The sequence below is a fragment of the Singulisphaera acidiphila DSM 18658 genome (assembly GCF_000242455.2).
Classification (GTDB): Bacteria; Planctomycetota; Planctomycetia; order Isosphaerales; family Isosphaeraceae; genus Singulisphaera; species Singulisphaera acidiphila.
On sequence record NC_019892.1, the window covers coordinates 8727808 to 8749665 of the forward strand.

At 61.6% G+C, this 21858-nt stretch carries 16 protein-coding genes and 1 pseudogene; 9 read left to right on the forward strand and 8 right to left on the reverse strand.

Features of this window, described 5'->3' with window-relative positions; translation table 11 throughout:
* Nucleotides 1-114: 114 nt before the first annotated feature.
* From SINAC_RS33935 to SINAC_RS42105, 3 genes and pseudogenes are all read right to left on the reverse strand, one after another.
* The gene (locus tag SINAC_RS33935) at nt 115-552 is read right to left on the reverse strand and encodes a TadE/TadG family type IV pilus assembly protein (RefSeq protein ID WP_015250055.1); all 438 of its coding nucleotides are present in this window, start codon (nt 550-552) and stop codon (nt 115-117) included.
* A 90-nt stretch (nt 553-642) separates the two neighbouring features.
* Complete coding sequence (locus tag SINAC_RS39305; protein ID WP_015250056.1) at nt 643-924, reverse strand: hypothetical protein; 282 nt, start codon at nt 922-924, stop codon at nt 643-645.
* A 12-nt stretch (nt 925-936) separates the two neighbouring features.
* Nucleotides 937-1317: pseudogene (locus SINAC_RS42105) on the reverse strand (TadE family protein); the annotation flags it as partial.
* 728 nt (nt 1318-2045) lie between these two features.
* Here SINAC_RS42105 and SINAC_RS33945 point away from each other — a divergent pair.
* The 3 genes from SINAC_RS33945 to SINAC_RS33955 all read left to right on the forward strand — a co-directional run bounded on the left by SINAC_RS33945 (nt 2046) and on the right by SINAC_RS33955 (nt 6353).
* The gene (locus SINAC_RS33945; RefSeq protein ID WP_015250057.1) at nt 2046-2711 is read left to right on the forward strand and encodes a response regulator; all 666 of its coding nucleotides are present in this window, start codon (nt 2046-2048) and stop codon (nt 2709-2711) included.
* 272 nt (nt 2712-2983) lie between these two features.
* Nucleotides 2984-4780, forward strand: a complete 1797-nt coding sequence (locus SINAC_RS33950; protein ID WP_015250058.1) for an amidase — start codon at nt 2984-2986, stop codon at nt 4778-4780.
* Between the two features lie 76 nt (nt 4781-4856).
* A complete protein-coding gene (locus tag SINAC_RS33955) occupies nt 4857-6353 on the forward strand; it encodes a DUF1501 domain-containing protein (protein WP_015250059.1) in 1497 nt (498 codons plus the stop codon).
* Between the two features lie 469 nt (nt 6354-6822).
* Here SINAC_RS33955 and SINAC_RS33965 read toward each other — a convergent pair whose 3' ends face one another.
* Nucleotides 6823-7737 (reverse strand): alpha/beta hydrolase, encoded by a 915-nt coding sequence (locus SINAC_RS33965; RefSeq protein WP_015250061.1) that lies wholly within the window; start codon nt 7735-7737, stop codon nt 6823-6825.
* A 220-nt stretch (nt 7738-7957) separates the two neighbouring features.
* Here SINAC_RS33965 and SINAC_RS33970 point away from each other — a divergent pair, with 220 nt between their 5' ends.
* On the forward strand, nt 7958-9631 hold the full coding sequence (locus tag SINAC_RS33970) for a long-chain fatty acid--CoA ligase (protein ID WP_015250062.1): 1674 nt from the start codon (nt 7958-7960) through the stop codon (nt 9629-9631).
* A 138-nt stretch (nt 9632-9769) separates the two neighbouring features.
* Nucleotides 9770-10168: an ArsR/SmtB family transcription factor gene (locus SINAC_RS33975; protein ID WP_015250063.1), complete on the forward strand. Its 399-nt coding sequence runs from the start codon at nt 9770-9772 to the stop codon at nt 10166-10168.
* A gap of 342 nt (nt 10169-10510) precedes the next feature.
* Here the strand turns inward: SINAC_RS33975 and SINAC_RS33980 are convergent, their stop codons facing one another.
* On the reverse strand, nt 10511-10789 hold the full coding sequence (locus SINAC_RS33980) for a hypothetical protein (protein ID WP_015250064.1): 279 nt from the start codon (nt 10787-10789) through the stop codon (nt 10511-10513).
* 746 nt (nt 10790-11535) lie between these two features.
* Here SINAC_RS33980 and SINAC_RS33990 point away from each other — a divergent pair.
* Entirely contained in the window at nt 11536-12939 is a 1404-nt protein-coding gene (locus tag SINAC_RS33990) for a Gfo/Idh/MocA family protein (protein WP_015250065.1), read from the forward strand.
* A 79-nt stretch (nt 12940-13018) separates the two neighbouring features.
* On the opposite strand, the gene SINAC_RS33995 is transcribed toward SINAC_RS33990, so the two are convergent.
* Nucleotides 13019-14527 (reverse strand): lipase family protein, encoded by a 1509-nt coding sequence (locus SINAC_RS33995; protein ID WP_015250066.1) that lies wholly within the window; start codon nt 14525-14527, stop codon nt 13019-13021.
* Between the two features lie 366 nt (nt 14528-14893).
* Between SINAC_RS33995 and SINAC_RS34005 the strand changes: the two genes are divergently transcribed.
* The 3 genes from SINAC_RS34005 (at nt 14894) to SINAC_RS34015 (ending at nt 18578) form a co-directional block, all read left to right on the forward strand.
* Complete coding sequence (locus tag SINAC_RS34005; RefSeq protein WP_020466520.1) at nt 14894-16255, forward strand: DUF1501 domain-containing protein; 1362 nt, start codon at nt 14894-14896, stop codon at nt 16253-16255.
* A gap of 190 nt (nt 16256-16445) precedes the next feature.
* Nucleotides 16446-16976, forward strand: a complete 531-nt coding sequence (locus SINAC_RS34010) for a heavy-metal-associated domain-containing protein (RefSeq protein WP_015250068.1) — start codon at nt 16446-16448, stop codon at nt 16974-16976.
* A 243-nt stretch (nt 16977-17219) separates the two neighbouring features.
* Nucleotides 17220-18578, forward strand: coding sequence for a CehA/McbA family metallohydrolase domain-containing protein (locus SINAC_RS34015; protein ID WP_015250069.1), 1359 nt, complete (start codon nt 17220-17222; stop codon nt 18576-18578).
* 485 nt (nt 18579-19063) lie between these two features.
* On the opposite strand, the gene SINAC_RS34020 is transcribed toward SINAC_RS34015, so the two are convergent.
* Nucleotides 19064-20173, reverse strand: a complete 1110-nt coding sequence (locus SINAC_RS34020; RefSeq protein ID WP_015250071.1) for a DUF1559 domain-containing protein — start codon at nt 20171-20173, stop codon at nt 19064-19066.
* A 519-nt stretch (nt 20174-20692) separates the two neighbouring features.
* The gene (locus SINAC_RS34025; protein WP_015250072.1) at nt 20693-21844 is read right to left on the reverse strand and encodes an SGNH/GDSL hydrolase family protein; all 1152 of its coding nucleotides are present in this window, start codon (nt 21842-21844) and stop codon (nt 20693-20695) included.
* Between the last annotated feature and the right edge of the window lie 14 nt (nt 21845-21858).

Here is a 21858-nt window from a genome sequence, read left to right on the forward strand (position 1 = left end):
ACAGACTTCGCTGGCATCCCCGGCTCCCTTGGGAGTTCTGGGCGGCTGGCATCGAGGCGACGCGCCCCGAGATACCCGAATCCGGAACATTCCAGGGGCGCCACGACGAACCGATTAGTTCGCTTCAGCGATCACAATCGCTTTGGCATTCAATGGCATTGTCTGAGGCAAGATCCCAAAAGAGGGAATCATCACAGAATAGGTTGACTGAATCTGAACGGCGATCGGGTCGCCGACCAAGGCCGTGGTCCACACGCCGTTGTTGTTGCCGGACGCGTCGGCCTTATAGATCGACACGGAAAGGCCGGCCCCCCCTTGACCTGCAAGTTGTTGGATCACAAAGGCTTGGATATCGGACGTCGCCGCCGTCCGTTTCGAATTCACAGCCATTCGCGCTCCCGCTCGCGCCGCGTTGATGACAAGTTGGCGGGCCATCTCGTACCGGCCGTATTCCAGGATCGCGGAGACGAAGTACATGCAAGGCAGGAGCGCGAGGGCCATCTCCAGCGTCGCCGCCCCTCGACGCTTCGTTCGCCGACGTGGGTGCACCATGAGCGAATCTCCTCTCCCCGTCCTTCGCCACCGCACCGACTCAGGGGAGTCGCTGAACAACCCGCTTCAACCCACCGCGACCGTCGGCCGTCAGCTCGACTCTTTCACGTAGCACCAGACAGAACTCGCGGCCCAAGTCGGCGCAGCCCCAAGCGGTTTAGGGGAGTTCAACCATTGGACGTCGCCGGACGGAACGGACACTGATACCTGGATGCGATCCCCACGCTTGGCGTAGCTCAGATCGATCGCCCCGGGCGTGTCAAGATTCTGGATGGTGACGACGACGGACTGGGTCGGCATCCCGGCATTGGAGAGGATGGATAGCATCATGCTCCGTACCGCGGAGTCGGTCGCCAAGCCGGTCGACGCCATCCGACCTCCTTGCCGGGCCGCCTGTGTTAAAAGTTGCTGAGCCTCGAAGAGGCTTCCCAACTGCCAGGTGCCCAGCAACAAGCCGACAAAAAAGGGGAGGCAGCCAGCCAACTCTACAGCAGCAACTGCACGTCTTTTTCTACCAGACATATTGAGTCTCAAATCCGAACCCTCCAGTCTACTGGAAAGGCAGCGCAGGCAAGGGAGCAGCACAAAACCTCCCCAAAAGGTTGGTCGTCGCTCCCCCAGGGCAAACCCCACGAAAACCAATGGTCGGCATCGACCCTCTGAGGCGCAAAAGACGAGGTGCGCAACCACGCTCTTGGTGGCGATCCAAGCGATGGAATCGAGATGGGAGATCGAGGCATCATCGCTGCCTCCCCCTCGTGGCATTCACCAGAGAAAAAAAGAGGACTGCAAACGACCTTACCGATCGGCCCCCCCCTCCTCCCATTCTCAAAACTCAACGCGTGCCCTGGAACGACCCACCCCGCACCAAGGTTAAGAGCCAACCTTCGCACGCTCACCAACGTATCAGTCACGGTCACAGAGCCACTCAGGAGGTCTCATTTCCGGCTCGAGCTGGCCCCAACGCCACGATCGATTCCGCAAATGCGATCCTCCGGATCTCACCTGCTAAAATGAAACGTGTTCCTTTAGTTAAACACAGATTGTTCAACACCACAGTTTCTTGAGTGCAGCCGGCTCGCAGCTTCGCCGTCACCAAATGGGGGTGGATCAGCCGAATCTGCACTCTAAATAAGAGTAACATTTGCCCCCCATGTATGAGAGCATGGGTCACAGCCCAAAAACCGTCTATGGGCAAAATACTCAAAGTGTCCTAGACTTTTCCTTAGTCCATCATGCGAACAATCTCTTCGTGTCCTATACAAACATGATTTTCGGTCGCCCTAAACCTAATTTTGGGCCGCCTCGCAACGATCACAAACCATGATCAGGCCCTGCTTTTCTCAAGGCGTAGGTTCTCTTTAATAAGCAATAGGCATCTTTATCCCGGGAGTCTAAACCAAAGTTCGCCTCACAATATGCGGTAATCGCCCCCTCCCCCCTCTGTGTCTCACTCGATGCCGAGAACGTCACTTGACCGAGGGATTTTTGCAATGAATAAAAATAAGATCCGAGTGATTCTCGCCGATGCTCATGCCTTGGTTCGCGCAGGGATTCGCTGCCTGCTGACCGCAATGGACGCGATCGAGGTCGTCGCCGAGGCTTCCGACGGCGACGAAGCCTTGATCGCCGTCGAAGCCCACCGGCCCGAGGTTCTCATCAGCGATCTGGTGATGCCCCATCACGACGGCCTGGAGCTTACCGAGCATGTCGCTAAAGAGTACCCCGAAACCAAAGTCCTTATTCTCAGCATGTACTCAAGCGAAGATCATGTAATCCAGGCCCTCCGCGCCGGGGCGGCCGGGTATCTCCTCAAGAATTCCAGTGCGAACGAACTGGAGTTAGCCGTCCGAACCGTGGCCCAGGGTGAAAGCTATCTCAGTCCGCCGATCTCAAAGCATGTGGTAACACGATGTCTCCAGTGTGCCACCAATGAAGCGGCCGTGTCCGTGGCCTTAACAGCCAGGCAACGCGAGATTCTCAAACGGATCGCCGAGGGCCAATCCACGAAGGAAATAGCGAGCAGCATGAATATCTCTCTAAAAACCGTCGCGGCCCATCGCGCCAAGCTCATGGATCGGCTCAAAATTTACGAAATTGCAAGTTTGACACGATACGCGATCCAAATCGGCATATCCAAGGTCGAGAAATCACCGTAACTCCCCCTGTCGCACTTCAATAGAACCTGACAAAATGGGCCACTCCGAAGCCCGAACAGGACGTCGAGCTCGACTCGCCCTCGGGGCAGAAACGCACGGCAATCGGCTTGGGGGATGGAAGAGAGTCCTGGCAAAGTTCGTGAGAGGCCACAATCAGCCGGGAACGTGGCAAAATTCAAACACGGTTGTGGTCGGTCTCTTCTTCTTTTGGGTGCCTGATGACGATCAGGACAGGATCCTCCTCTTTTTTCTATAAAGAAGAGCACCAAGCCATGAGCCGCGTACCCCACTTCTCCCGCTCAGGACGAAACGAGAGCGCGACGGACTCGGGCCGTTCCTCCGAAGCGGATGAGAGTCGGGCCAACGACCCATCGGCAGGCTCAACCCGGCGAGCGACCTTGAAGACTCTAGCGGCGCTAGGGATTGGCACGGCCACGTTCCACCGCGCCCTGGCGGCTCAGGCCGACCAGGAGGGAAATGTCTCACCGGAGATGATCAAGCAGGCCGAGTGGATCGCCGGCCTGGAACTGAGTGACGAGGAACGCGAGACCACAGCCCGATCAGTCCAGCGTAGTCTCGGATCGTTCAAGACGCTCCGCGAAGTCGAGGTTGGCTACGACATCCCGCCGGCCCTCTCGTTCGTTCCGGCCCCGGGACTTCGCCCTTCCGAAGGAGTCCGGCGGAACCAGGCCAGCCCGACCGAATGGCAGACCCCCAAACGCCCCGATTCGGACGAGGTGCTGGCATTCCTGCCGGTTTCGGAGCTGGCGAGCCTGGTCCGCGCCCGGCGAGTGAGCTCGACCGAGCTGACGAAACTCTACCTCGACCGACTCAAGCGGTTCGATCCCCTCCTGAAGTGCGTGGTCACGCTCACGGAGGAGCTGGCCTTGAAGCAATCGGCCAAGGCCGACGCCGAGCTTGCCGCTGGGATCTACCGCGGCCCACTGCACGGTATCCCCTGGGGAGCCAAGGACCTGATCGCCTACCCGGGCTATCCGACGAGTTGGGGGGCAACCCCGTTCAAGGATCGCGTGATCGACGAGAAGGCCACCGTGGCCGCACGATTGGAGGAGGCAGGGGCGGTGCTCGTCGCCAAGCTGACGCTTGGAGCACTCGCCCAGGGGGACCGCTGGTTCGGTGGGATGACCCGGAATCCTTGGGACCCGCGCCGTGGTTCGAGCGGCTCGTCGGCCGGGTCCGCCGCTTCGGTTGCGGCCGGCCTGGTCGGCTTCGCGATCGGGAGCGAGACGCTCGGTAGCATCGTTTCCCCTTGCAAGACCTGTGGCGCCTCGGGCCTGCGTCCCACCTACGGACGGGTCAGCCGACATGGCTGTATGTCCCTCTCCTGGTCGATGGATAAGCTCGGCCCGATCGCCCGCTCGATGGAAGACTGCGCCTTGGTGCTGGACGCCATCCACGGTTTCGACGGCCTCGACCCGTCCGCGGTCGATCACCCGTTCGCCTGGCCCCCCCAGGTTGCCCTCCGTAGCCTGAGAGTCGGCTACTTCGAGAAGGCCGACCGGCCCCTCGACAAGCGCGACGACCTGAAGATCCTCCGTGAACTGGGCGTCACCCTGGTTCCGATCGCTTTGCCCGACGACTATCCCGCCTCGGCCGTCTCATTGATGCTGCGCACCGAGGCAGCCGCCATGTTCGATGAACTGACCCGCAAACACGTGACGGAGGGCCTGAACACCTGGCCGGCTGCGTTCCTCCAGGGGCAGTTCACCCCCGCGGTCGAGTACCTCCGCGCGGCCCGGGTCCGCTCCCTCCTGATGCGTTCGATGGCTCGGCTCATGGAGACGGTCGACCTCTACGTCGGCAATGGCGAGGACCTCGAGATCACGAACCTGACCGGCCACCCGACCGCCGTCCTGCCCGACACCTTCAAGAGCCGCCAAGAGCGTGACGTCCCCGGCTCAATCACCTTCACCGGCCGCCTCTACGGCGAAACGACCCTACTCGCCGTGGCCAACGCCTACCAGCAAGCTGCGGGGCACCACCTCAGACGCCCCCCGTTGGAGCGTTTCCTGGCCGAGGAGGCCACAACGGACAAGGTCGAGAACTGACCGGAATGCTTGTCCCGAGGCCCAGTCAGCGGTACGATCGACCAAGTCGATCCTGGATCCCCGAGGGAACTTGCCGATGACGGTGTCCAAGCACTCAGGCGATCCGAGCTGTGGTCGAACCCCCCGGCGCACCTTCCTCGCCGACCTCGGGTTCGGTTTCACCGGCCTGGTCCTCAGCGCCATGCTCAATCGCGACGGCGTCACTCGCGCCGAGGAGATCGGCGGCGGTTGGGCCCCGCCCAACGGTCTGCCGCATTTCGCCCCCAAGGCCAAGAACGTGATCTGGCTCTTCATGGTGGGAGGAGTCAGCCATGTGGAAGGGTTCGACCCGAAGCCCAGCCTGACCCGTTACGCCGGGAAGACGATCGCCGAGACGCCCCTGAAGAGCGTGCTCGACTCGCCGCACAACACGAAGAACCTCCGCGAGTTCGTTGCCGGCAACCATGCGATCCAGCCCAAGATCTACCCGCTGCAGAACGGGTTCCGCAAGCGGGGCCAGAGCGGCATTGAGGTCAGCGACTGGTGGTCGAACGTCGGCGGTTGCATCGACGACATCGCCGTGGTCCGCTCAATGTGGACGACCGACAACGACCACGGCGCTCAGCTCCAATTCCACACCGGCCGGCATGCCCTCGAAGGCCCCTTCCCGACCATTGGTTCGTGGATCCACTACGGGCTCGGCTCGTTGAACGACGACTTACCCAGCTTCGTGGTCCTCGGCAACCCCCTGGCCGACTGTTGCGGCGGCATGGCGGGACACGGCAGCAGCTATCTCGGCCCTGAGCACGACGGGGTCCGCCTGGAAGCCAACCCTGACAATCCCCTCCCCTTCGCCTCGCCCGGGCCGGATATGTTCCGCGAGGAGCAGGCGGAAGAGTTCGCTCTGCTCGGCCGGCTCAACCGGATGTCCGCCGTACGCTATCCGGACGACCCCGCCTTGCGGGCACGGATCCGGTCGTACGAACTGGCCGCGCGGATGCAGTTGGCAGTTCCCGAGGTCGTCCGCTTCGACAACGAGCGTCCCGAGACCCAGGCCCTCTACGGCCTCGATCAGGACGCCACCCGGCCGTTCGGCCAACAGTGCCTGGCCGCGCGACGGATGGTCGAGCGCGGCGTCCGCTTCGTCCAGATCTTCCACGGCTCGAACGGCGGCGCGGGGGCCTGGGACGCGCACAGCAACCTCCGCGCGGGCCATACCCAGCTCTGCGGCCAGGTCGACGCCCCGATCGCCGGTTTACTCAAAGACTTGAAGAGGCGAGGACTGCTCGACGAGACCCTGGTCGTCTGGGCGAGCGAGTTCGGCCGCACCCCCGGAGCCCAAGGGGCCGACGGCCGCGACCATCACCCCTTCGGATTCTCGGTCTGGCTCGCCGGCGGCGGGATCAAAGGGGGTGTCGTCCATGGTGCCACCGATGAACTCGGCTTCCACGCCGTTGAGAATCGCCACTACGTCACCGACATCCACGCCACCGTCATGCACCAGCTCGGCCTCGACCCGAGGCGGCTCGAAGTCCCCGGCCAAAAGCGGCTCGAGATCGACCTGGGCAAACCGATCCGCGAGATCCTCGCCTGAGTCGAGCGCAACCACCCTCCGACGTTTCGTTCCGCACGAGGGCCATGAAGACGATTCCTCTCGAGGAGCGGTGAAATCTCCGGTCGAGTTCCATCCAGCCCCGTCGGTATGATAGGAGAGCGGGACGAACCAATCAGGAGATCCAACGATGTTGGAGGCCGTACCACCGCGTCGATTTCGACTCAGGTTACGATCGCTGATGATCGCGATTGCGGTCTGCGCTCTCCTTCTTTATCCGCTCTCCCGGTCAATTCGCGAGTTGGAGCAGATGAGACAAGGGCGTTTGAGAGCGGTTCAGGAGGCAAAACTCGCCCGGGATCTCGGCCGAAGGTCCAAGGCGGAAGCGCTCCGGCTGATGCACCTGGTCCGGGCGAAACCACGGTCGTCTCGCCCTCTGCTTCCGGGCGAGACGTCAGCACGTAGCGGACCGTAATGGCCTTAACCTATTAACCCTGAAAAGACATCCTCATCAACGCGTCTTTTCCGCCTTGAGAATCCCTTGCGAGCGGAGCCAATCCTCACACCGTTGCGGCCAGGTTGAGCTGGGGTGTTCGCTCGAACGCATGCCGAAGCCGTGGCCTCCCGTGGCATAGAGATGCATCTCGGCCGGGACACCGGCGCGTTTCAGGGCAAGATAGAGCTGGACGCTGTTCTCCGGGCTCACGTTATCGTTGCTGGCATGAACCAGGAACATCGGCGGCGTCTGCGAGGTCACGCGGATCTCGGGAGTGAGTTCGCTCGCCCCCTTCTTGATGACGCCCCCCGAATAGATCAAGGCTGCGAAATCAGGGCGACAATCAACACGATCGACCGCATCGATCGGTTCATAACCGCGATGGTCGAAATTGGTGGAAGTCCAGGCGCCAAGGTGCCCGCCGGCGGAGAAGCCGAGAATGCCGATCCGCTTCGCGTCGATTCCCCAATCGGCCGCGTTGCTTCGGAGTAGGCTCAGGGCGCGCTGGGCGTCCATGAGCGCCTGTGGAGGAGGCTGATCCTCAGGGGTGCCCTCCCTGCGCGGAACGCGATACTTGAGCAAGGCCGCCGTGATCCCAATCTGGTTGAGCCAACGAGCCACCTGCTCCCCTTCGTGGTCCCAGGCGAGGTTCCGATACCCTCCCCCCGGGCAAACGAGGATCGCGGCGCCGCTGTTCTTCGACGCATCCGGCCGGTAGAGCGTGATCGTCGGTTTGGTCACATTGGTCAGGTTGGTGATCGTGGTCCCATCGGCCTTCTTCTTGGCCTGCTCCTCGCCAATCGAACCGGTTTCTCCGGGCGCGGGCCCCGGCCAGACGTCGAGCGTTCGCGGCGTCTGGGCTTCGAGAGCCATCACCAATGATGAGCCGAGTGTGAGTATCAACCCGAGTCCCAAGGCTTGAAGCTTCATGAAGGGCTCTCCCCATCTTTTTTTGGGTTCGCGGTCTACAAGGAGATCTACGCCAACGGATCAACCTCGAACGATACCCGACCCCACGCCAGCCGCCAAGCGACATGGCCCCCTGTTTCCCGCTGTCGGATAGCGTCCGGGCCACGGCCCGATTATCCTCACACATCCGTCGCATTGACAGCCTTGATCGAAGTCCAGGAAATGACCTCGGAGGTGCGCGATGAACGGCCTGATGATGGACTGCCCGCTGGTCATCCCGAGCATCCTGAAGCGAGCCACTCGCTACTTCCCCGAGAAGGAGATCGTCAGCCGTTACGAGGATGAGTCGATCCACCGCTCGAACTACGGCCAGTTGCACGCACGGGTCGTCCGGCTCATGAACGTCCTTCGTGACCTGGGAATCAAGCCGGGAGACCGGGTCGCGACCTTCGCCTGGAACCATCGCCGACACCTCGAACTCTACTTTGCCGTCCCTTGCCTCGGAGCGGTCCTCCATACGGTCAACCTCCGGCTCCACCGCGAGCAACTTCGATACATCTTCAACCACGCGCAGGATCGCGTCATCTTCGCGGACCGCTCCCTCGCGGGCCTGCTCGCCGGGTTGAAGCCCGAACTGCCGGCGGTCGAACGCTACATCCTCATGGACGAGCGCGGGCCGGAGCCGGCCGACTTGCCCACCCCCTGGGTGGACTACGAGCAACTGATGGAGGCCGCCAGCGACCGCGAAGAGTTCCCCAAGTTCGATGAGAACACGGCCGCCGGCCTCTGCTACACGTCGGGAACCACCGGCGAACCGAAGGGGGTTCTCTACAGCCATCGCTCCACCTACCTGCACGCGATCTGCGGGTGCATGGTCGATACCTCAGCCGTCAGCGAGCGCGAGACCCTGCTCCCGGTCGTCCCGATGTTCCACGTCAACGCCTGGGGCCTCCCCTACTCCAGCGCCCTGGCCGGGGCGACGCAAGTCTTTCCCGGCCCCCTCGTGCTCGATCGCCCGCTTGCCGAACTCCTCGAGGCCGAGCGAGTGACCATCGCCGTCGGCATCCCCCTCATCTGGAATCGGCTCTACCAATATCTCAAGGAGAACCGGCACGACCTCTCGCGACTGCACACCTTGTTCGTCGGCGGTGCCGCCGCACCACGGACTCTGATCGAGGGATTCGCGCACGACTTCGGGATCAACGTCGTCCAAGGTTGGGGCATGACCGAAACGTCCCCCGTCGGCACGGTCTCTCGACTCAAGTCCGCCATGAGCGATTGGACCGAAACGGAGCGACTTAAGGTGCAGGTCAAACAAGGAGTTCCCGTCGTCACCTTCGAGACCCGAATCCTCGACGAGAACGAACAGGACCTCCCCTGGGACGGCCATCACGTGGGGGAGTTGGTCGTGCAAGGCCCCTGGGTCGCCAGCGCTTACTACGAGAATCCGGGGGCCGACGCCGCCTTCACCAAGGACGGCTGGTTCCGAACCGGGGACATGGCGACCATGGATGAACGGGGCTATATGCAGATCGCCGACCGCAAGAAAGACCTGATCAAACGCAAAGGTGAATGGATCTCCAGCGTCGATATGGAAAACGAGGCCCTGGTGCATCCGGGGGTCCTCGAAGCCGCCGTGGTCGGGCGGCCCGACGAAGCCTGCGACGAGTTGCCGGTCCTTTTCTTCGTCACGCGCAACGAATTCGCAGCGACGGTGGAGATCGAGGACATCATCGCCCTACTGGGCCGCAAATTCGCCCGCTGGCAACTTCCCAAGCCCGAGGACGTCCGTCACGTGCCGACGCTCCCCAAAACCAGCGTGGGAAAGATCGACAAGAAAGCCCTCCGACTCCTGCTGCCGTGCCCGCCGCTCAAGGCCCAAACCACCTGTAACGCCCACAGCCAAGCGCCCTGACCCATCCTCATCGCTCACCAGCAGGCCCATCGGAAGCCGGGTCCCACTCCCGAGAATCGGCTCACTTGGCATGACTTCTGCTGTCCACCGCACCCCGTTGGTGAGATTTCATTCCACGCAGCGGAGACACTCAGAGACATGGCTAAGTCCGTCAAGCGAGAGGAGGGGGAGCCCCGCGACAGCTCGAAAGAGGTGAGTCGAGTCTTCGATGACGCGATCCGAAACCTTGTGCAAGTGTCCCGGCTCCTCGGCGATGAGATGCGGCTCCGGATCCTTTTCTACCTGGCCCGAAATCAGGAGCTTCACGTCACGGACCTGTGCGATCGGCTCGGCCAGAGCCAGCCCACCGTGAGCCACCACCTGTCGCTCCTCCGCGTCTCCGGCCTGATCGAGTCGCGGCGGGAGGGCAAACATAACTTCTACAGCGTCCGCACCGAGGCGTTCGGCGACTTGCTAATTACCCTCTTTTCCACCACCGGCGAGACCCCCAAGAAGGTCAAGCTCCACGACTTCACCCTCAACTACCAAGGACGTTGAGCGCCGATCCTTGCCAGCGGTGAAACCCCTGGAGAGCATTCGATAGGCTTACGTATTGCAGCCTCGAAGAGGCTGCAATGCCTCATCATTGGAATTGTTCGCGTTTCTTAAAGGCTTGCGCCCCTGGCTCGAGCCATTGACCCTCGCACGCCACCCCACTCACCCGCTCTCTGATCAATGGTGAGTGGAGTGCAAACGCGATTGACCGTCCCACGGCCGCTCCCCCCTGCAAGCGGGGCGGAGCCAGCCAAGGCAACGGGAAATGGCCGGGCACTACACGAGCAGCCCGGCCGGGCAAGAATCGACCTTAATAGAGAGCGGGGTCGGGGTCGGTCAACCCGATTACTGACCCTGCTCGGTATGTTTGATCGCCAAGAGTAACTGCCTCGCCCGCCGGCGGCACTCCGGGCTGACTTCCCCCCCTTTGGCAAACAAATGCTTAAGTAGCCGCACCGCTTCATCGAGACAAAGTTTTAACTCGATACTCTCTCGCCGCTCCTCGCACCAGGCGCGAAAGAGTTCATCATACTCGTCAGGATCGACGGCCGTAGGAACTGCGACCGGGGCAGAAGCCCCATCATTGGGAAAAGAATCCCAGGAAAGGTCGAAGCGACTCTCCATCGCTACTGGCTCCTTCGCCAACAGGCGGACATCGGCAGCTCGAACTTAGAATTTACGTACCCAACTTAATGCGAATCGAAATGACCACGACTCATGCCGCCCGACACGAAAATGATGGGTACGCATCTTCGCGATCCCCTCGGTAAGACGGTAATCGTCGTAAAACAACAGATCGGAACGTGATCGATCGGCTTCGACGTTACTCGCCGAACCGAACTGCACCCCAACGTGAAATGGCGTGATTGCGTGCGAGTGGTCTCGCACAAGACCAGTCCACTATCTATTGCGCTTGCATTTTCCAAGTGTCATACGATGCTGTCAACAAAAAAACCGAATCTGTGCAATCTTTTCCGATCTCGCTTTTCAAGCCAAACAAAGCGCATGCCAACTTTAGTCTTTTAGGACTGAAATGCCGGAACCGGACCGAGGTCAGCGGGGCGGTTTCGCCCGATCCCCGTCCTATCATCGACGTCGGACCTGGGGGGAAGCCGAACGATCACGCGTCAGCCCACTTGCGGTTCGTGAGGGGTTTGATAGGCTGAAAGAAATTCCCGCCCTTCTCGAGGGCGGGCGTGCGCCAACCCTTGGTTGAAGCCGACGCTTCAGCCGGTCCCCTTGCCGGAAGCCGGTTCTCACGCCACGACTCGTCTGGGTTTGACTTGTCGATTCCGTGGCGCCCCCCCTGACCGCGACTCCAACTTTGGGATCGCACGAACCCCTGATTCCCCCGCCGAAGGAGCCTCTCCATGACCGAACCGAAGGGTGGTACGACTCGTCGCGAATTCCTCAAGGACACGGGCCGGATTGCGGCTGCGACCTCGGCGTTGGCCGGAGTGGCCATTCCCAGCGTTCACGCTGGTGAGAACAATACGATCAAGGTTGCCCTGATCGGCTGCGGGGGACGAGGCACAGGCGCGGCGGCAAACGCCCTGTCGGTCCAGCAGGGGCCGATCAAGCTCGTGGCCATGGCCGACGTCTTCCAAGACAAGTTGGACCGCGCCCACGACCAGCTCAAGAAAGAGTTCGCCGACTCGAGCAAGCCCAACACGTTGGACGTCCCCGATGACCGTAAGTTCGTCGGATTCGACGCCTACAAGAAGGCGATGGAATGCCTCGAACCGGGCGATGTGGCGATCATGGCCACCCCGCCCGCCTTCCGCTGGGTCCAGTTCGGCGAGGCGATCGCCCGCAATCTCAACGTCTTCATGGAGAAGCCGATCACCGTCGATGGGCCGAGCACGCGACGAATGCTCGCCTTGGGCGAAGACTCGGTCAAAAAGAACCTCAAGGTCGGCGTCGGCCTGATGTGCCGTCACTGCGCGGCCCGGGGCGAACTGTACGACCGGATCAAGAACGGCGAAATTGGCGACATCCTGACCCTCCGAGCCTACCGACAGACCGGCCCGGTCGGCACGGCGTTCACCGGCCCCAAGCCCGACGGCATCAGCGAGCTGATGTACCAGATCCAGCGGTTCCACGGCTTCCTCTGGGCCAGCGGCGGCTGCTACAGCGACTTCCTGATCCACAACATCGAGGAATGCTGCTGGATGAAGGATGCCTGGCCGGTCAGTGCCAAAGGGAGCGGAGCACGCACCTATCGCGAAGACAACATCGATCAGAACTTTGACACCTACTCGGTCGAGTATACCTTCGCCGACGGGACCAAGTTCTTCCTCGAAGGGCGGAACATCACCGGCTGCGACCAAGAGTTCGCCAGCTACGCTCACGGCTCAAAAGGCTCGGCCGTGATCTCGACCTCAGGCCACTCGCCCGCCAAGTGCCGGATCTACAAAGGACAGAAGATCACCCGCAAGGATCTCGTCTGGTCCGCCCCGCAGCCTGAGGCCAACCCGTATCAGCTCGAGTGGGACCACCTGATCGACGCGATCCGGAACGACAAGCCCTACAACGAGGTCAAGCGAGGCGCTGAGGCCAGCCTCGTCACCTCGATGGGCCGGATGGCCTGCCACACCGGCCAGGTTATCACGTTTGACGACATGCTCAACTGCGAACATGAGTTCGCCCCGTATGTCGATCAGCTTACAGTCGACTCCCCCGCCCCGCTCCAGAAGGGCCCCAACGGCCTCTACCCCATGCCCCAACCCGGGATTGTCAGGAATCGTGAGTTCGAGACTCCGGCCAAAGCCTGAGTCCGGTTCCCTAACGTGAAAACCACGGCTTTTCTCTCCCCTGCGGTCGCAGGGGAGAGAGGGACGTGGTTTCTTCTATTTAAGAGGCGTCGACAGTAATCGTCCCGAGCCTCGCATTTGGAATGACCAGCACGCGCGGCCATTTCGGATCGGCGATGGCGACCCCCTTGGCACGCACCTGATACGTTCCCGGGGGCAGTCGGCGGCTCGTCAGGGACCAATTGCCGTCCTGGTCGGCGACCGTGCTACCGAGGACGATCGGCGGCGATGGCGCGGAAGATCGGGCACGCACACTCAACCGGGTCCCAGGCGCGGCCGCCCCTTGAAAGACCGGTTCACTCGCCGCCGTGACGTCCGAGCCCATCGCCGGCTCGCCGTTCAGCAGCCCCGGATTCGTGAAGGGGGAATTGTCACCCAGGGTCGGCACGACGTGCACCTGGTACCAATCCACCACGTTCACATACCCGGTGTGACTGATCCCAACCCCGGTCAGGTTGTAATAGCGGACCGGCGTGTCCCCTTCGACAGGGACGGGAACCTGACCCCAAAGATTATAGATCCCATCATTTGACCCCTTCGCTCCCGCGATCGGTGTGCGCTGATAGTAGACGTCGGCCGCGTCGACGTTGCCCCAGATGACCGGCAACGGATCTTTGGCCTTCTGTTGATAGCCGTCGATGATCCAACGGGCCAGGTCACCGAGCAGCCCCTTCGAAACGCTGTACTGCCGACCGCCGGGCGCATTGTTGTTGGCCGCGTGGGGGTCCAGCAGAGTGACCTTCAAGTATCCCTCGGCGAGTCGAGCCGGCTCGTTTTTCTCGAGGTAGCGAATCGCCACGCTGTTGACGACGGTCCCTTCGCTGTGACCGATGAAGTGGACGTCGACGGGTTCCCCCTCGGGAGCCTGGTTCGCCGCGAGCTCGACGAGGCGAGCCACGCGCGGTCCTTGCTTCGCCGCTGCCCCCGGCGTCCGACTCTCGGCAACCCAATTATAGGGGATAACCACGTCGTACCCCTGGGCCTTGAGCGATTTCGCCATCTGGAGCGCCCAGGGCGCCCCTCGATCTCTCCACGACTTCGTTTGAAACCCACCGTGCGTCAGCACGCCGATCAGATACGTCCGGAACGCCACCGAGTTCTGGCTCTCAGCGCCTCCGCTCAAGGCACTCGACGGGTCGGCGACCGCGAGCACGTACGGATGCGAGGGGGTCGGTGGAAGGCCGTCAGGCAACGAGAGCGTGAGCCGGTGATGCCCCTCCGCCAAGGGCGCTACCCCGTTGTCATCGAGTGCCGGCGCACCCGGCCCGCCGATCGTCAGCGTCCTGACCGTCAGGTCGGACGAATCAAACCGATCGTCGGCCGAGCGATAGACCCCCAGTTCAAAGGGCTGGCCGAGATCCCCGTTCGCCACGTGATATTCGATCGTCACCCCCCGCGAATCGAGGGTTGAGACCGAGTCCAAGACGACGGCGGGATCCAAGGAGGCCAGCAGTTCCCGACGCTCCAAAGACTCGATGCCCGGCCGAATCAAACCCGCTCGTTTCGGGCGTGCTCTGAAGGCCCGACGCATCTCACCATCAGTCTTCATAAATATGACCCTTGGGAGTGCGAGCCCAAGGCTGACATCGCACTGAGCAGAACGATGGAAGCCCGTCACAGAGCGCTGATCGTCACGGCGACCCGCAATCTTGAAAGCAGTCTTCTCGATATCATCAACATTGCCCTTTTTAGCGCCAAATCCGTCCAAGTCAATAAGTGCAACCGCATGAAAACCCTTAACCCCAGAGCGACCGGCACCTTGGGGAAGGTAATTACCAGCCCGGAATTCCCTCCCAGCAGCACGGCCGGCACAACCTCTCCCAAAAGAGGAGGGCCGACACGCCGTTGCGAATTCTCCCCGGAAAACGTAAAATCCAGCAATTCTCCAACAGGAGGTTCCCCTCAGGAGAAGGCGATGTTCTCCCAGAATTGCGTGGGTCCCGTCCGTCGACGCGAGTTTCTGCGGCTCGGAATGCTGGCCCTTGGAGGCATGAGCGTTGCCGAACTCCTCGCTGCGCAAGCGGGCGCAGGGGGTTCCGCCCCGGACACCTCGGTCATCCTCTTCTGGATGTGGGGGGGACCGAGCCAGTTGGAGACGTACGACCTGAAGCCTGAGGCCCCCGTGGAGTATCGCGGCCCCTACCGCCCGATTCCGACCGCAGTTCCCGGCCTTGACCTCTGCGAGCTCTTCCCGCTTCAGGCGAAACTGGGGGATAAGATCTCGCTGATCCGGTCGCTGCATCACACGATGTCCGCGCACAATGACGCCTCGATCGAGGTCCTCACGGGCAAGACTCCCGCCAGGCCCGATCCCACCTCAACCTCACGGTCGGACCATCCCGACTTCGGCATGGTCGCAAGCCGACTGCGCGGAGCCCCGGCGGACGGCTTGCCACGGTACATCGGGATCCCACGCCAGCCGTTCATGACGCAACCGACATACCTGGGTGTCAGCCATGCGGCGTTCGCGACCGGCGACCCCTCGGCCGCCAACTTCCGGGCCCCGAATCTCACCCTGGTCGGTGGAGTCAACGGCCAGCGATTGGATGACCGGCGCGGCCTGCTCACTCAGTTTGATGGGTTCCAACGCAACCTCGAACGCCCAGGAGCAGCCACCAGCGGCGACCCGTTTCGGGACGCGGCGCTCCAGATGCTCACCAACCCGCAAATCGCCTCGGCATTCGATGTGGGCAAGGAAGATCCAAAACTGCGGGACCGGTACGGCCGGCACCTCTGGGGCCAAAGTTGCCTGCTGGCGCGCCGGCTCGCCGAGGCCGGCGCCAGCGTCATCACAATCGATGCCCTCGCCCCAACCCCGAGCGATCGCTACTTCAGTTGGGACGATCACATCAATGTGCAAACGAAGTGGGACCTCAATGACGCCATGCGATATCGCGCTCCGTTCATGGATCAAGGGCTGTCTGCGCTGATCGAAGACGTCTATCAGCGCGGCCTGGACCGGAAAATCCTGATCGTGGCTGCCGGCGAGTTCGGCCGCACGCCCCGCTTGACCCAGGCGAGCGGTCTGACCGGCAGAGACCACTGGCCTGATGCCCAGTCAGCGCTTGTTTCAGGGGGCGGCCTGCGGATGGGCCAGGTCATCGGTGCAACCAATCACAAGGGCGAGTTTCCCACCGAGCGGCCCCTGACTCCCCAGGACCTGCTGGCGACGATCTATCGCCACCTGGGCGTCAACCACCGCCACGAGTTCCACGACTTTTCCGGCCGTCCCATTCCGGTCCTCCCCGACGGGGAACCGATCCGAGAATTCCTCTGAGATCAACCGGTTCGGTTGGGATACTTTCTGTCGCGAGCAAGGACCATCGGGTAATCTCAATCGTGACACAGGGTGATTCCCAAACGACGCCCGCTCGTGTTCGTCTGTTGTTCAAGGGACTTCCGAGACGCGCGATCGCCGATCGCGTCCCTTTGATGAATGAGTCCGCTGTCCGATCCGGAGAAATCGCATGCGACTGTTTCTGGGCATGGTGGCAACGAGTCTGCTAAGCCTCTCGAGCGTGGGAAACGTGGCTCGCGCAGAGACAAAGGTGGAGATCAAAGGTGTCCACCTCTGCTGTGCCGCCTGTGAGAAGGGGGTAGTCACGGCCTTGAAGGGTCTCGACGGGGTCACCCAGGTCAGCGATCGCAAGAACAAGACGGTGACCCTGACCGCCTCCAACGATGAGGCTGCGCAAACGGCCATCGACGCCCTGGCGGCAGCCGGATACCACGGCTCGATCGCGAGCGGCACGCTCTCGATCAAGCAAGAGACCAATGTGCCGGCCGGAAAGGTCAAGAGCCTTTCGCTGACGAACCTGCACAACTGCTGCGGAGCCTGTGGCAAAGCGATCAAGGCGGCGGTCAAGACCGTCAACGGCGTGAGCGGCGACACCGTGAAGGCGAAGGAGGCCGACTTCGAGGTTACCGGCGACTTCGATGCCGCTGAAGTCGTCAAGGCCCTGAACGACGCCGGGTTCCACGTCCAAATCAAGCCCTGATCGTGCTGCCCAGGGAACACGGCTCAACCCGTCCCACACCACCGCGTTCGGCCGCGAAAGGCGCAGGCTTCCGCCGCCGGCCGTGAGCGACGGTTGACCGAAATTCTCCTATCCCATCCTTAAAATGTGATTCGGTGGGGGGCCCGGACAACCTGCGTCCGTGTCCCCCTTCCGATGATTTCGAACATGAATGATTGAAACAGGCCGGAATTGATAGACCGGCCTTTGCATTGGGATTTTTTTATGATTCGATTTTTTTACAACACAATGATCGTTCTCGGGTTCGCGACCCTCGCTTCCGCTGGCGACGGTCCCACCAGGCCAATCCCGAACGACCTGGTTGTCACCGATCCGCCGCTCACCTGGTACAAGGGAAACCTCCACACGCATACGCTTTGGAGTGATGGCAACGACTATCCCGAGATGATCACCGACTGGTATGTCCGGCACGGCTACAACTTTCTCGCCCTCTCCGACCACAATATCCTCAGCCAGGGCCCGAAGTGGGTAAGCGTGGCCAAGGCCGACGCCAGAGCCAAAAACGAAGGATTCGCGCGCTACCGCGAGCGGTTCGGCGATCCGTGGGTTGAGACCCGCACGGTCGACGGCGACCAACAAGTCCGGCTCAAGCCCCTCAGCGAGTTCCGGGCTCGCTTCGAACAGGCCGGTCGCTTCCTGATGATCCAAGGGGAAGAGCTGACCGACCATTTCGAGAAGAAGCCGATCCACATGAATGCCAGCAACGTGCTGGAACTGATCGCGCCCCAGGGGGGCAAGAGCGTCGTCGAGGTGATGAAGAACAACCTCGAAGCCATCCAGGCCCAGGGTGAACGACTGGGCCGGCCCATCCTGGGCCATGTCAACCACCCCAATTTCCAATACGGAATCACCGGCGAAGAGTTGGCGATGGTGACGAAGGAGCGGTACTTCGAGGTCTACAACGGCCACCCGGATGTCCATCACCTGGGCGATAAGACGCACGTAGGGATCGATCGGATGTGGGACATCGTAAACACCTTGCGGATCGGCGAGATGAACGAGGCCCCGCTTTCCGGCCTGGGCACCGACGACTCCCACAACTACTTCGGCCAGGATGAGGCCTCACCGGGCCGCGGTTGGATCATGGTGCGTGCGCGACACCTGACCCCGGAGTCGATCATCCTCGCCATCGAGTCGCGCGACTTCTACGCCTCCAGCGGCGTCACCTTGCGGGACGTCCGCTATTCAGCCGAGAGCCGAAGCCTGGAGCTGGACATCGAACCCGATGGTGATGCCCAGTACACCACGCAATTCGTCGGCACCTTGGAAGGGTACGACCCCACCCGCAAGCCGGTCACCGACGAGACGGGCAAGATCCTCCAAGTCACCCAGCGCTATTCGGCCGACGTGGGCCGCGTCCTGGCGACCGTCGAGGGAACCAGCGTCCGCTACGAGTTGACCGGCAAGGAACTCTACGTGCGGGCCATCGTTAGTTCGACGAAACCACCCGAAAATCCCTCCTTCGCCGATCAGGTCCAGCAAGCCTGGACACAGCCCGTCGGCTGGGAAAAACGCATCGCAGCCGCCGATACTCCGAAAGCCGCGAAACCCGAATCGAAGTAGTCAACGGTACAAAGCCAGTCCCCCCCTTCCCTTCTCTTTAAAAGCAGAAGCGAAAGGGGGGAGGGCGAGGCGCCTCAGAGCGGACGTGAACATCCGCACGTCAACGTTTTTCACACGGGTGGATCACACACCAAGTCATCGGTAGCGCGAAGCTCACCCGGCCCGTCTGAAATTCAAAAATTGCCCCGGTTTCCCGATCCAACCCGTCCCGGTTCATATCTTGGCTGGTTTCGGGTTGGGTTCCATATCAGGCGTAGGATTCTTCGGTGCCGCAGGGGTGGTATCCGACGGGATTCCCGGCTGGATGCCGCCCGCCGGCCCGCAGCCAATGAAGGCGCAGGCTGCAAGCACAAGGGACCAACGGATTCCGGCGTGTCGCATTGAGAATGGCTCTCGGGTTAAAGGGAATGCGTAAAATGGTCAGATGTGCCGCCAGCCAGAACAGAACCGAGGCGGCCGAGTCTTGAAGACCCGGCCTCGGTCGCTCAATAGGCATCGGCGCTGATGACTTCGCCGCCGTCGCGGGTGCCAAGGGCCCACCAGGAGTTGAGAGCGACGGAATCCTTGATGAATCGGACCGAGCCGTCCGCCAAGGCCATATTGACCCCACCGGAGTGGTTGCTCGTCGGCGGGACAGTCGCGAGTGCCCCGCCTTGGCCCGCCCCATTGACGGTGCCGACAGTGCTGCTCGAGTCGCACGAGATTGTGTTCGGGGTACCGAGATGGTTGTAGCGATTGAAGACGGTGGCCCAGGGGTGCGCGATGATCCAGATCTGCCCGTTGCGGTACGAGGTGACCGCCTTGGCGGTCGGCGGCAAGGCCTTACAGCCATTCAGAACAGCCATGGCACCGGTGACGTCGTTGGAATTGATGGTCGCATTCGCACCGGATTGGAACATGGCCCGTCTCGCGTTGTTCGTATCGCTCCTGAAGACGGCAGCGTTGTCGGGAACGCCCGTCAGTCGCTCGCTGAACATCGCAGTATTGCTCAAGCCGTCGGTGACCGACTCGACCCCGATCGTGTTGTTTGGGGAAACTCCACTCGCGAATGCACCGGTCTTGAAGGTGGGACTGACGATCGTCCCGGAGAAGATTCGGATCGCCCCCGGCCCGCCAATGTTGCCCACGTAGCTGAGCGTCGCATAGGGAGCCTGCGGCCGTCCCGAAGAGTTCTCAGACGGACAGAGCAGGCTGGCGAGTTGGTTATAGGTGACCGTGGAGTTGGTGGCCGTCGACCCGGTGGCATCTGAGAAAGAGAAGCAGAAGTTGTAGGCATTGAAGACGGCCTGCTGTTCCATCTGAGGCGCAATGCTGAGCGTCCAGCCGTAGCTGTACGTGCTGTTGCCGTTGGCTTTGATGCCGTTCACCCCCGTCTGGTTCGAACCGGAGGGGTACAGATCACCGAGCGGGAAGACATTGTTCACCGAGATGTAGTTGTGGGTGGCCAAACCGATCTGCTTGAGGTTGTTGACGCATTGGGCGCGGCGGGCCGCCTCACGCGCCGCCTGCACGGCCGGCAAGAGTAACGCAATCAATACGGCGATGATCGCGATGACGACCAACAATTCGATCAATGTGAATCCACGCCGGCGCATTCGATGCTCCTCAATAAAAAAGGAATCAATCGTAATAAAAACAAACAATGACACCGGTATGACTCGCTCAGTAGCCACGGCATCATTCAATTTGATTTCGCACACGAGGCGCGAACGAGCACGCAAGAGACGATGAGTCTCCCGATCGTGAGCGTCCCGATTCTTCTCGACAATTGTGGATCGTTAAGTATCCGTAGATTCTATCGAATCCGCGAAGACTATGTCTAGTGGGAGAAGCCACAAAAAACAAGCCAACGTTTTTCACATTCGATTAGGTGCCTATCCCAAGCCGGCGGAAACTCGCCAACTGTGGCCAATCACCATGATGGGAGGTCGAGCGTCACGTGCCACGAACTCGGGGGCAGTGACACCCCAACTCTCCGCAAGTATTCAGGTTCAGATCGATCACAGGGGATCGGCTTTTCGATTACGAGAAAAGCGTGATGACATGCGGCCACTTGATCGCGAGCGAAGATTCGAGAATCAAAATCTTCCCCACATGCAACCTTGGTTTTCGACTTACTTTCCGAGAATCGGACGGAGGATTGAGCCGAAAATTTCTGCCATCCGCATGAAGCCGAGATCGGTTGGGTGCGAGCCGTCAACGGTCCCCTCGCCGTCAGTGCCGATTTGCAGATCGGCCGGAAGGTAGTGCAAGCCCTTGATTCCTGCCGCGAGCAGGTGCTCGTGGGCAGTCCGAAGCGCGGCGTGGTTGCGTTCATTATGCTCGCGGGGGGATGTCAGGATGAACCCGCTGGTATAGTTCCGGTCCTCGGCCAGAACGATCGGCGTGTCGGGATGCGCCTTGCGGAGCGTTTGCACGAACGGCTCGAGGCGTTCTTCGACCTCCTTGGAGCTCATGTTGGGCAGACAATCGAGCACATAGACGGCCGGATCGAGTTCGGCCAGGAGGCTGGCGAGTTCGGGTTCCATCTTGCCATTGCCCGAGAAGCCGAGGTTGATGATCGGGCGGTTGAGTTGCCGACCGAGGATCGCCGTGTGGACCATCCCTGGGCGTGAAGCACAGCCCCCTTGGGTGATCGACGTGCCGTAGAAGAGGATCGGCTTCCGGAGCGCCTCGGGGCGAGGTTCCGTCCGGGCGACTTGGCGGTCCTTGGGAATGCCCAGTTCCACCGACGTGACGCCGTTGTAGAGCGGCAAGTAGAGCAAAAACTCGCGAGGGCCGTTGGGAAGTCCGGCCACCAACGTCACGGAGTTTGTGGGCGCAACTTTGGGTTGGCCGACCGCCAACCACCGCCACTGGCCATCGTCGGCTCTGGCATAGAGGTCGAGTCCGCTGACCCCCGTGGCGGGCATGTGAGGCATGGCCAGCGAAGCCTTGTTCAGCGTCCAACGCGCCTCGATCGTCGGCGAATCGGTGACAAAGCGGACGCAGAGTCCGGTCGAGTCTCGGGACAAGTTCCAGACGGCGTCCCGCACGACCCCTTCCGCCTTCGCGGGGAGTCTGTCGAAGGGGCTCTTGGTCTCCTCCCAGCCCTGCCCCTCGACCCCCAGGTCGCGGATGTCGTACCACAGAGTCGCCGAGCCAGGCTCGCTCTTGGCCCGGGCGGGATCGAGCTTCGCCTCCTGGGCGGCGACCACCGCCGAGACACTGAGGAAGAGGATCCAGGTCGCGACAAGCCGGCTTCCTGAGCAGCAGCGTTTCATCATCACATTCCTCGTAG

Coding starts and splice junctions, on each gene's coding strand:
- SINAC_RS34005 (WP_020466520.1), top strand. CDS start 14,894: ATGTTCTCCCAGAATTGCGTGGGTCCCGTCCGTCGACGCGAGTTTCTG.
- SINAC_RS33970 (WP_015250062.1), top strand. CDS start 7,958: ATGAACGGCCTGATGATGGACTGCCCGCTGGTCATCCCGAGCATCCTG.
- SINAC_RS33995 (WP_015250066.1), bottom strand. CDS start 14,527: ATGAAGACTGATGGTGAGATGCGTCGGGCCTTCAGAGCACGCCCGAAA.
- SINAC_RS34025 (WP_015250072.1), bottom strand. CDS start 21,844: ATGATGAAACGCTGCTGCTCAGGAAGCCGGCTTGTCGCGACCTGGATC.
- SINAC_RS33975 (WP_015250063.1), top strand. CDS start 9,770: ATGGCTAAGTCCGTCAAGCGAGAGGAGGGGGAGCCCCGCGACAGCTCG.
- SINAC_RS33935 (WP_015250055.1), bottom strand. CDS start 552: ATGGTGCACCCACGTCGGCGAACGAAGCGTCGAGGGGCGGCGACGCTG.
- SINAC_RS33955 (WP_015250059.1), top strand. CDS start 4,857: ATGACGGTGTCCAAGCACTCAGGCGATCCGAGCTGTGGTCGAACCCCC.
- SINAC_RS34020 (WP_015250071.1), bottom strand. CDS start 20,173: ATGCGCCGGCGTGGATTCACATTGATCGAATTGTTGGTCGTCATCGCG.
- SINAC_RS33980 (WP_015250064.1), bottom strand. CDS start 10,789: ATGGAGAGTCGCTTCGACCTTTCCTGGGATTCTTTTCCCAATGATGGG.
- SINAC_RS39305 (WP_015250056.1), bottom strand. CDS start 924: ATGGCGTCGACCGGCTTGGCGACCGACTCCGCGGTACGGAGCATGATG.
- SINAC_RS33990 (WP_015250065.1), top strand. CDS start 11,536: ATGACCGAACCGAAGGGTGGTACGACTCGTCGCGAATTCCTCAAGGAC.
- SINAC_RS33950 (WP_015250058.1), top strand. CDS start 2,984: ATGAGCCGCGTACCCCACTTCTCCCGCTCAGGACGAAACGAGAGCGCG.
- SINAC_RS33965 (WP_015250061.1), bottom strand. CDS start 7,737: ATGAAGCTTCAAGCCTTGGGACTCGGGTTGATACTCACACTCGGCTCA.
- SINAC_RS34010 (WP_015250068.1), top strand. CDS start 16,446: ATGCGACTGTTTCTGGGCATGGTGGCAACGAGTCTGCTAAGCCTCTCG.
- SINAC_RS33945 (WP_015250057.1), top strand. CDS start 2,046: ATGAATAAAAATAAGATCCGAGTGATTCTCGCCGATGCTCATGCCTTG.
- SINAC_RS34015 (WP_015250069.1), top strand. CDS start 17,220: ATGATTCGATTTTTTTACAACACAATGATCGTTCTCGGGTTCGCGACC.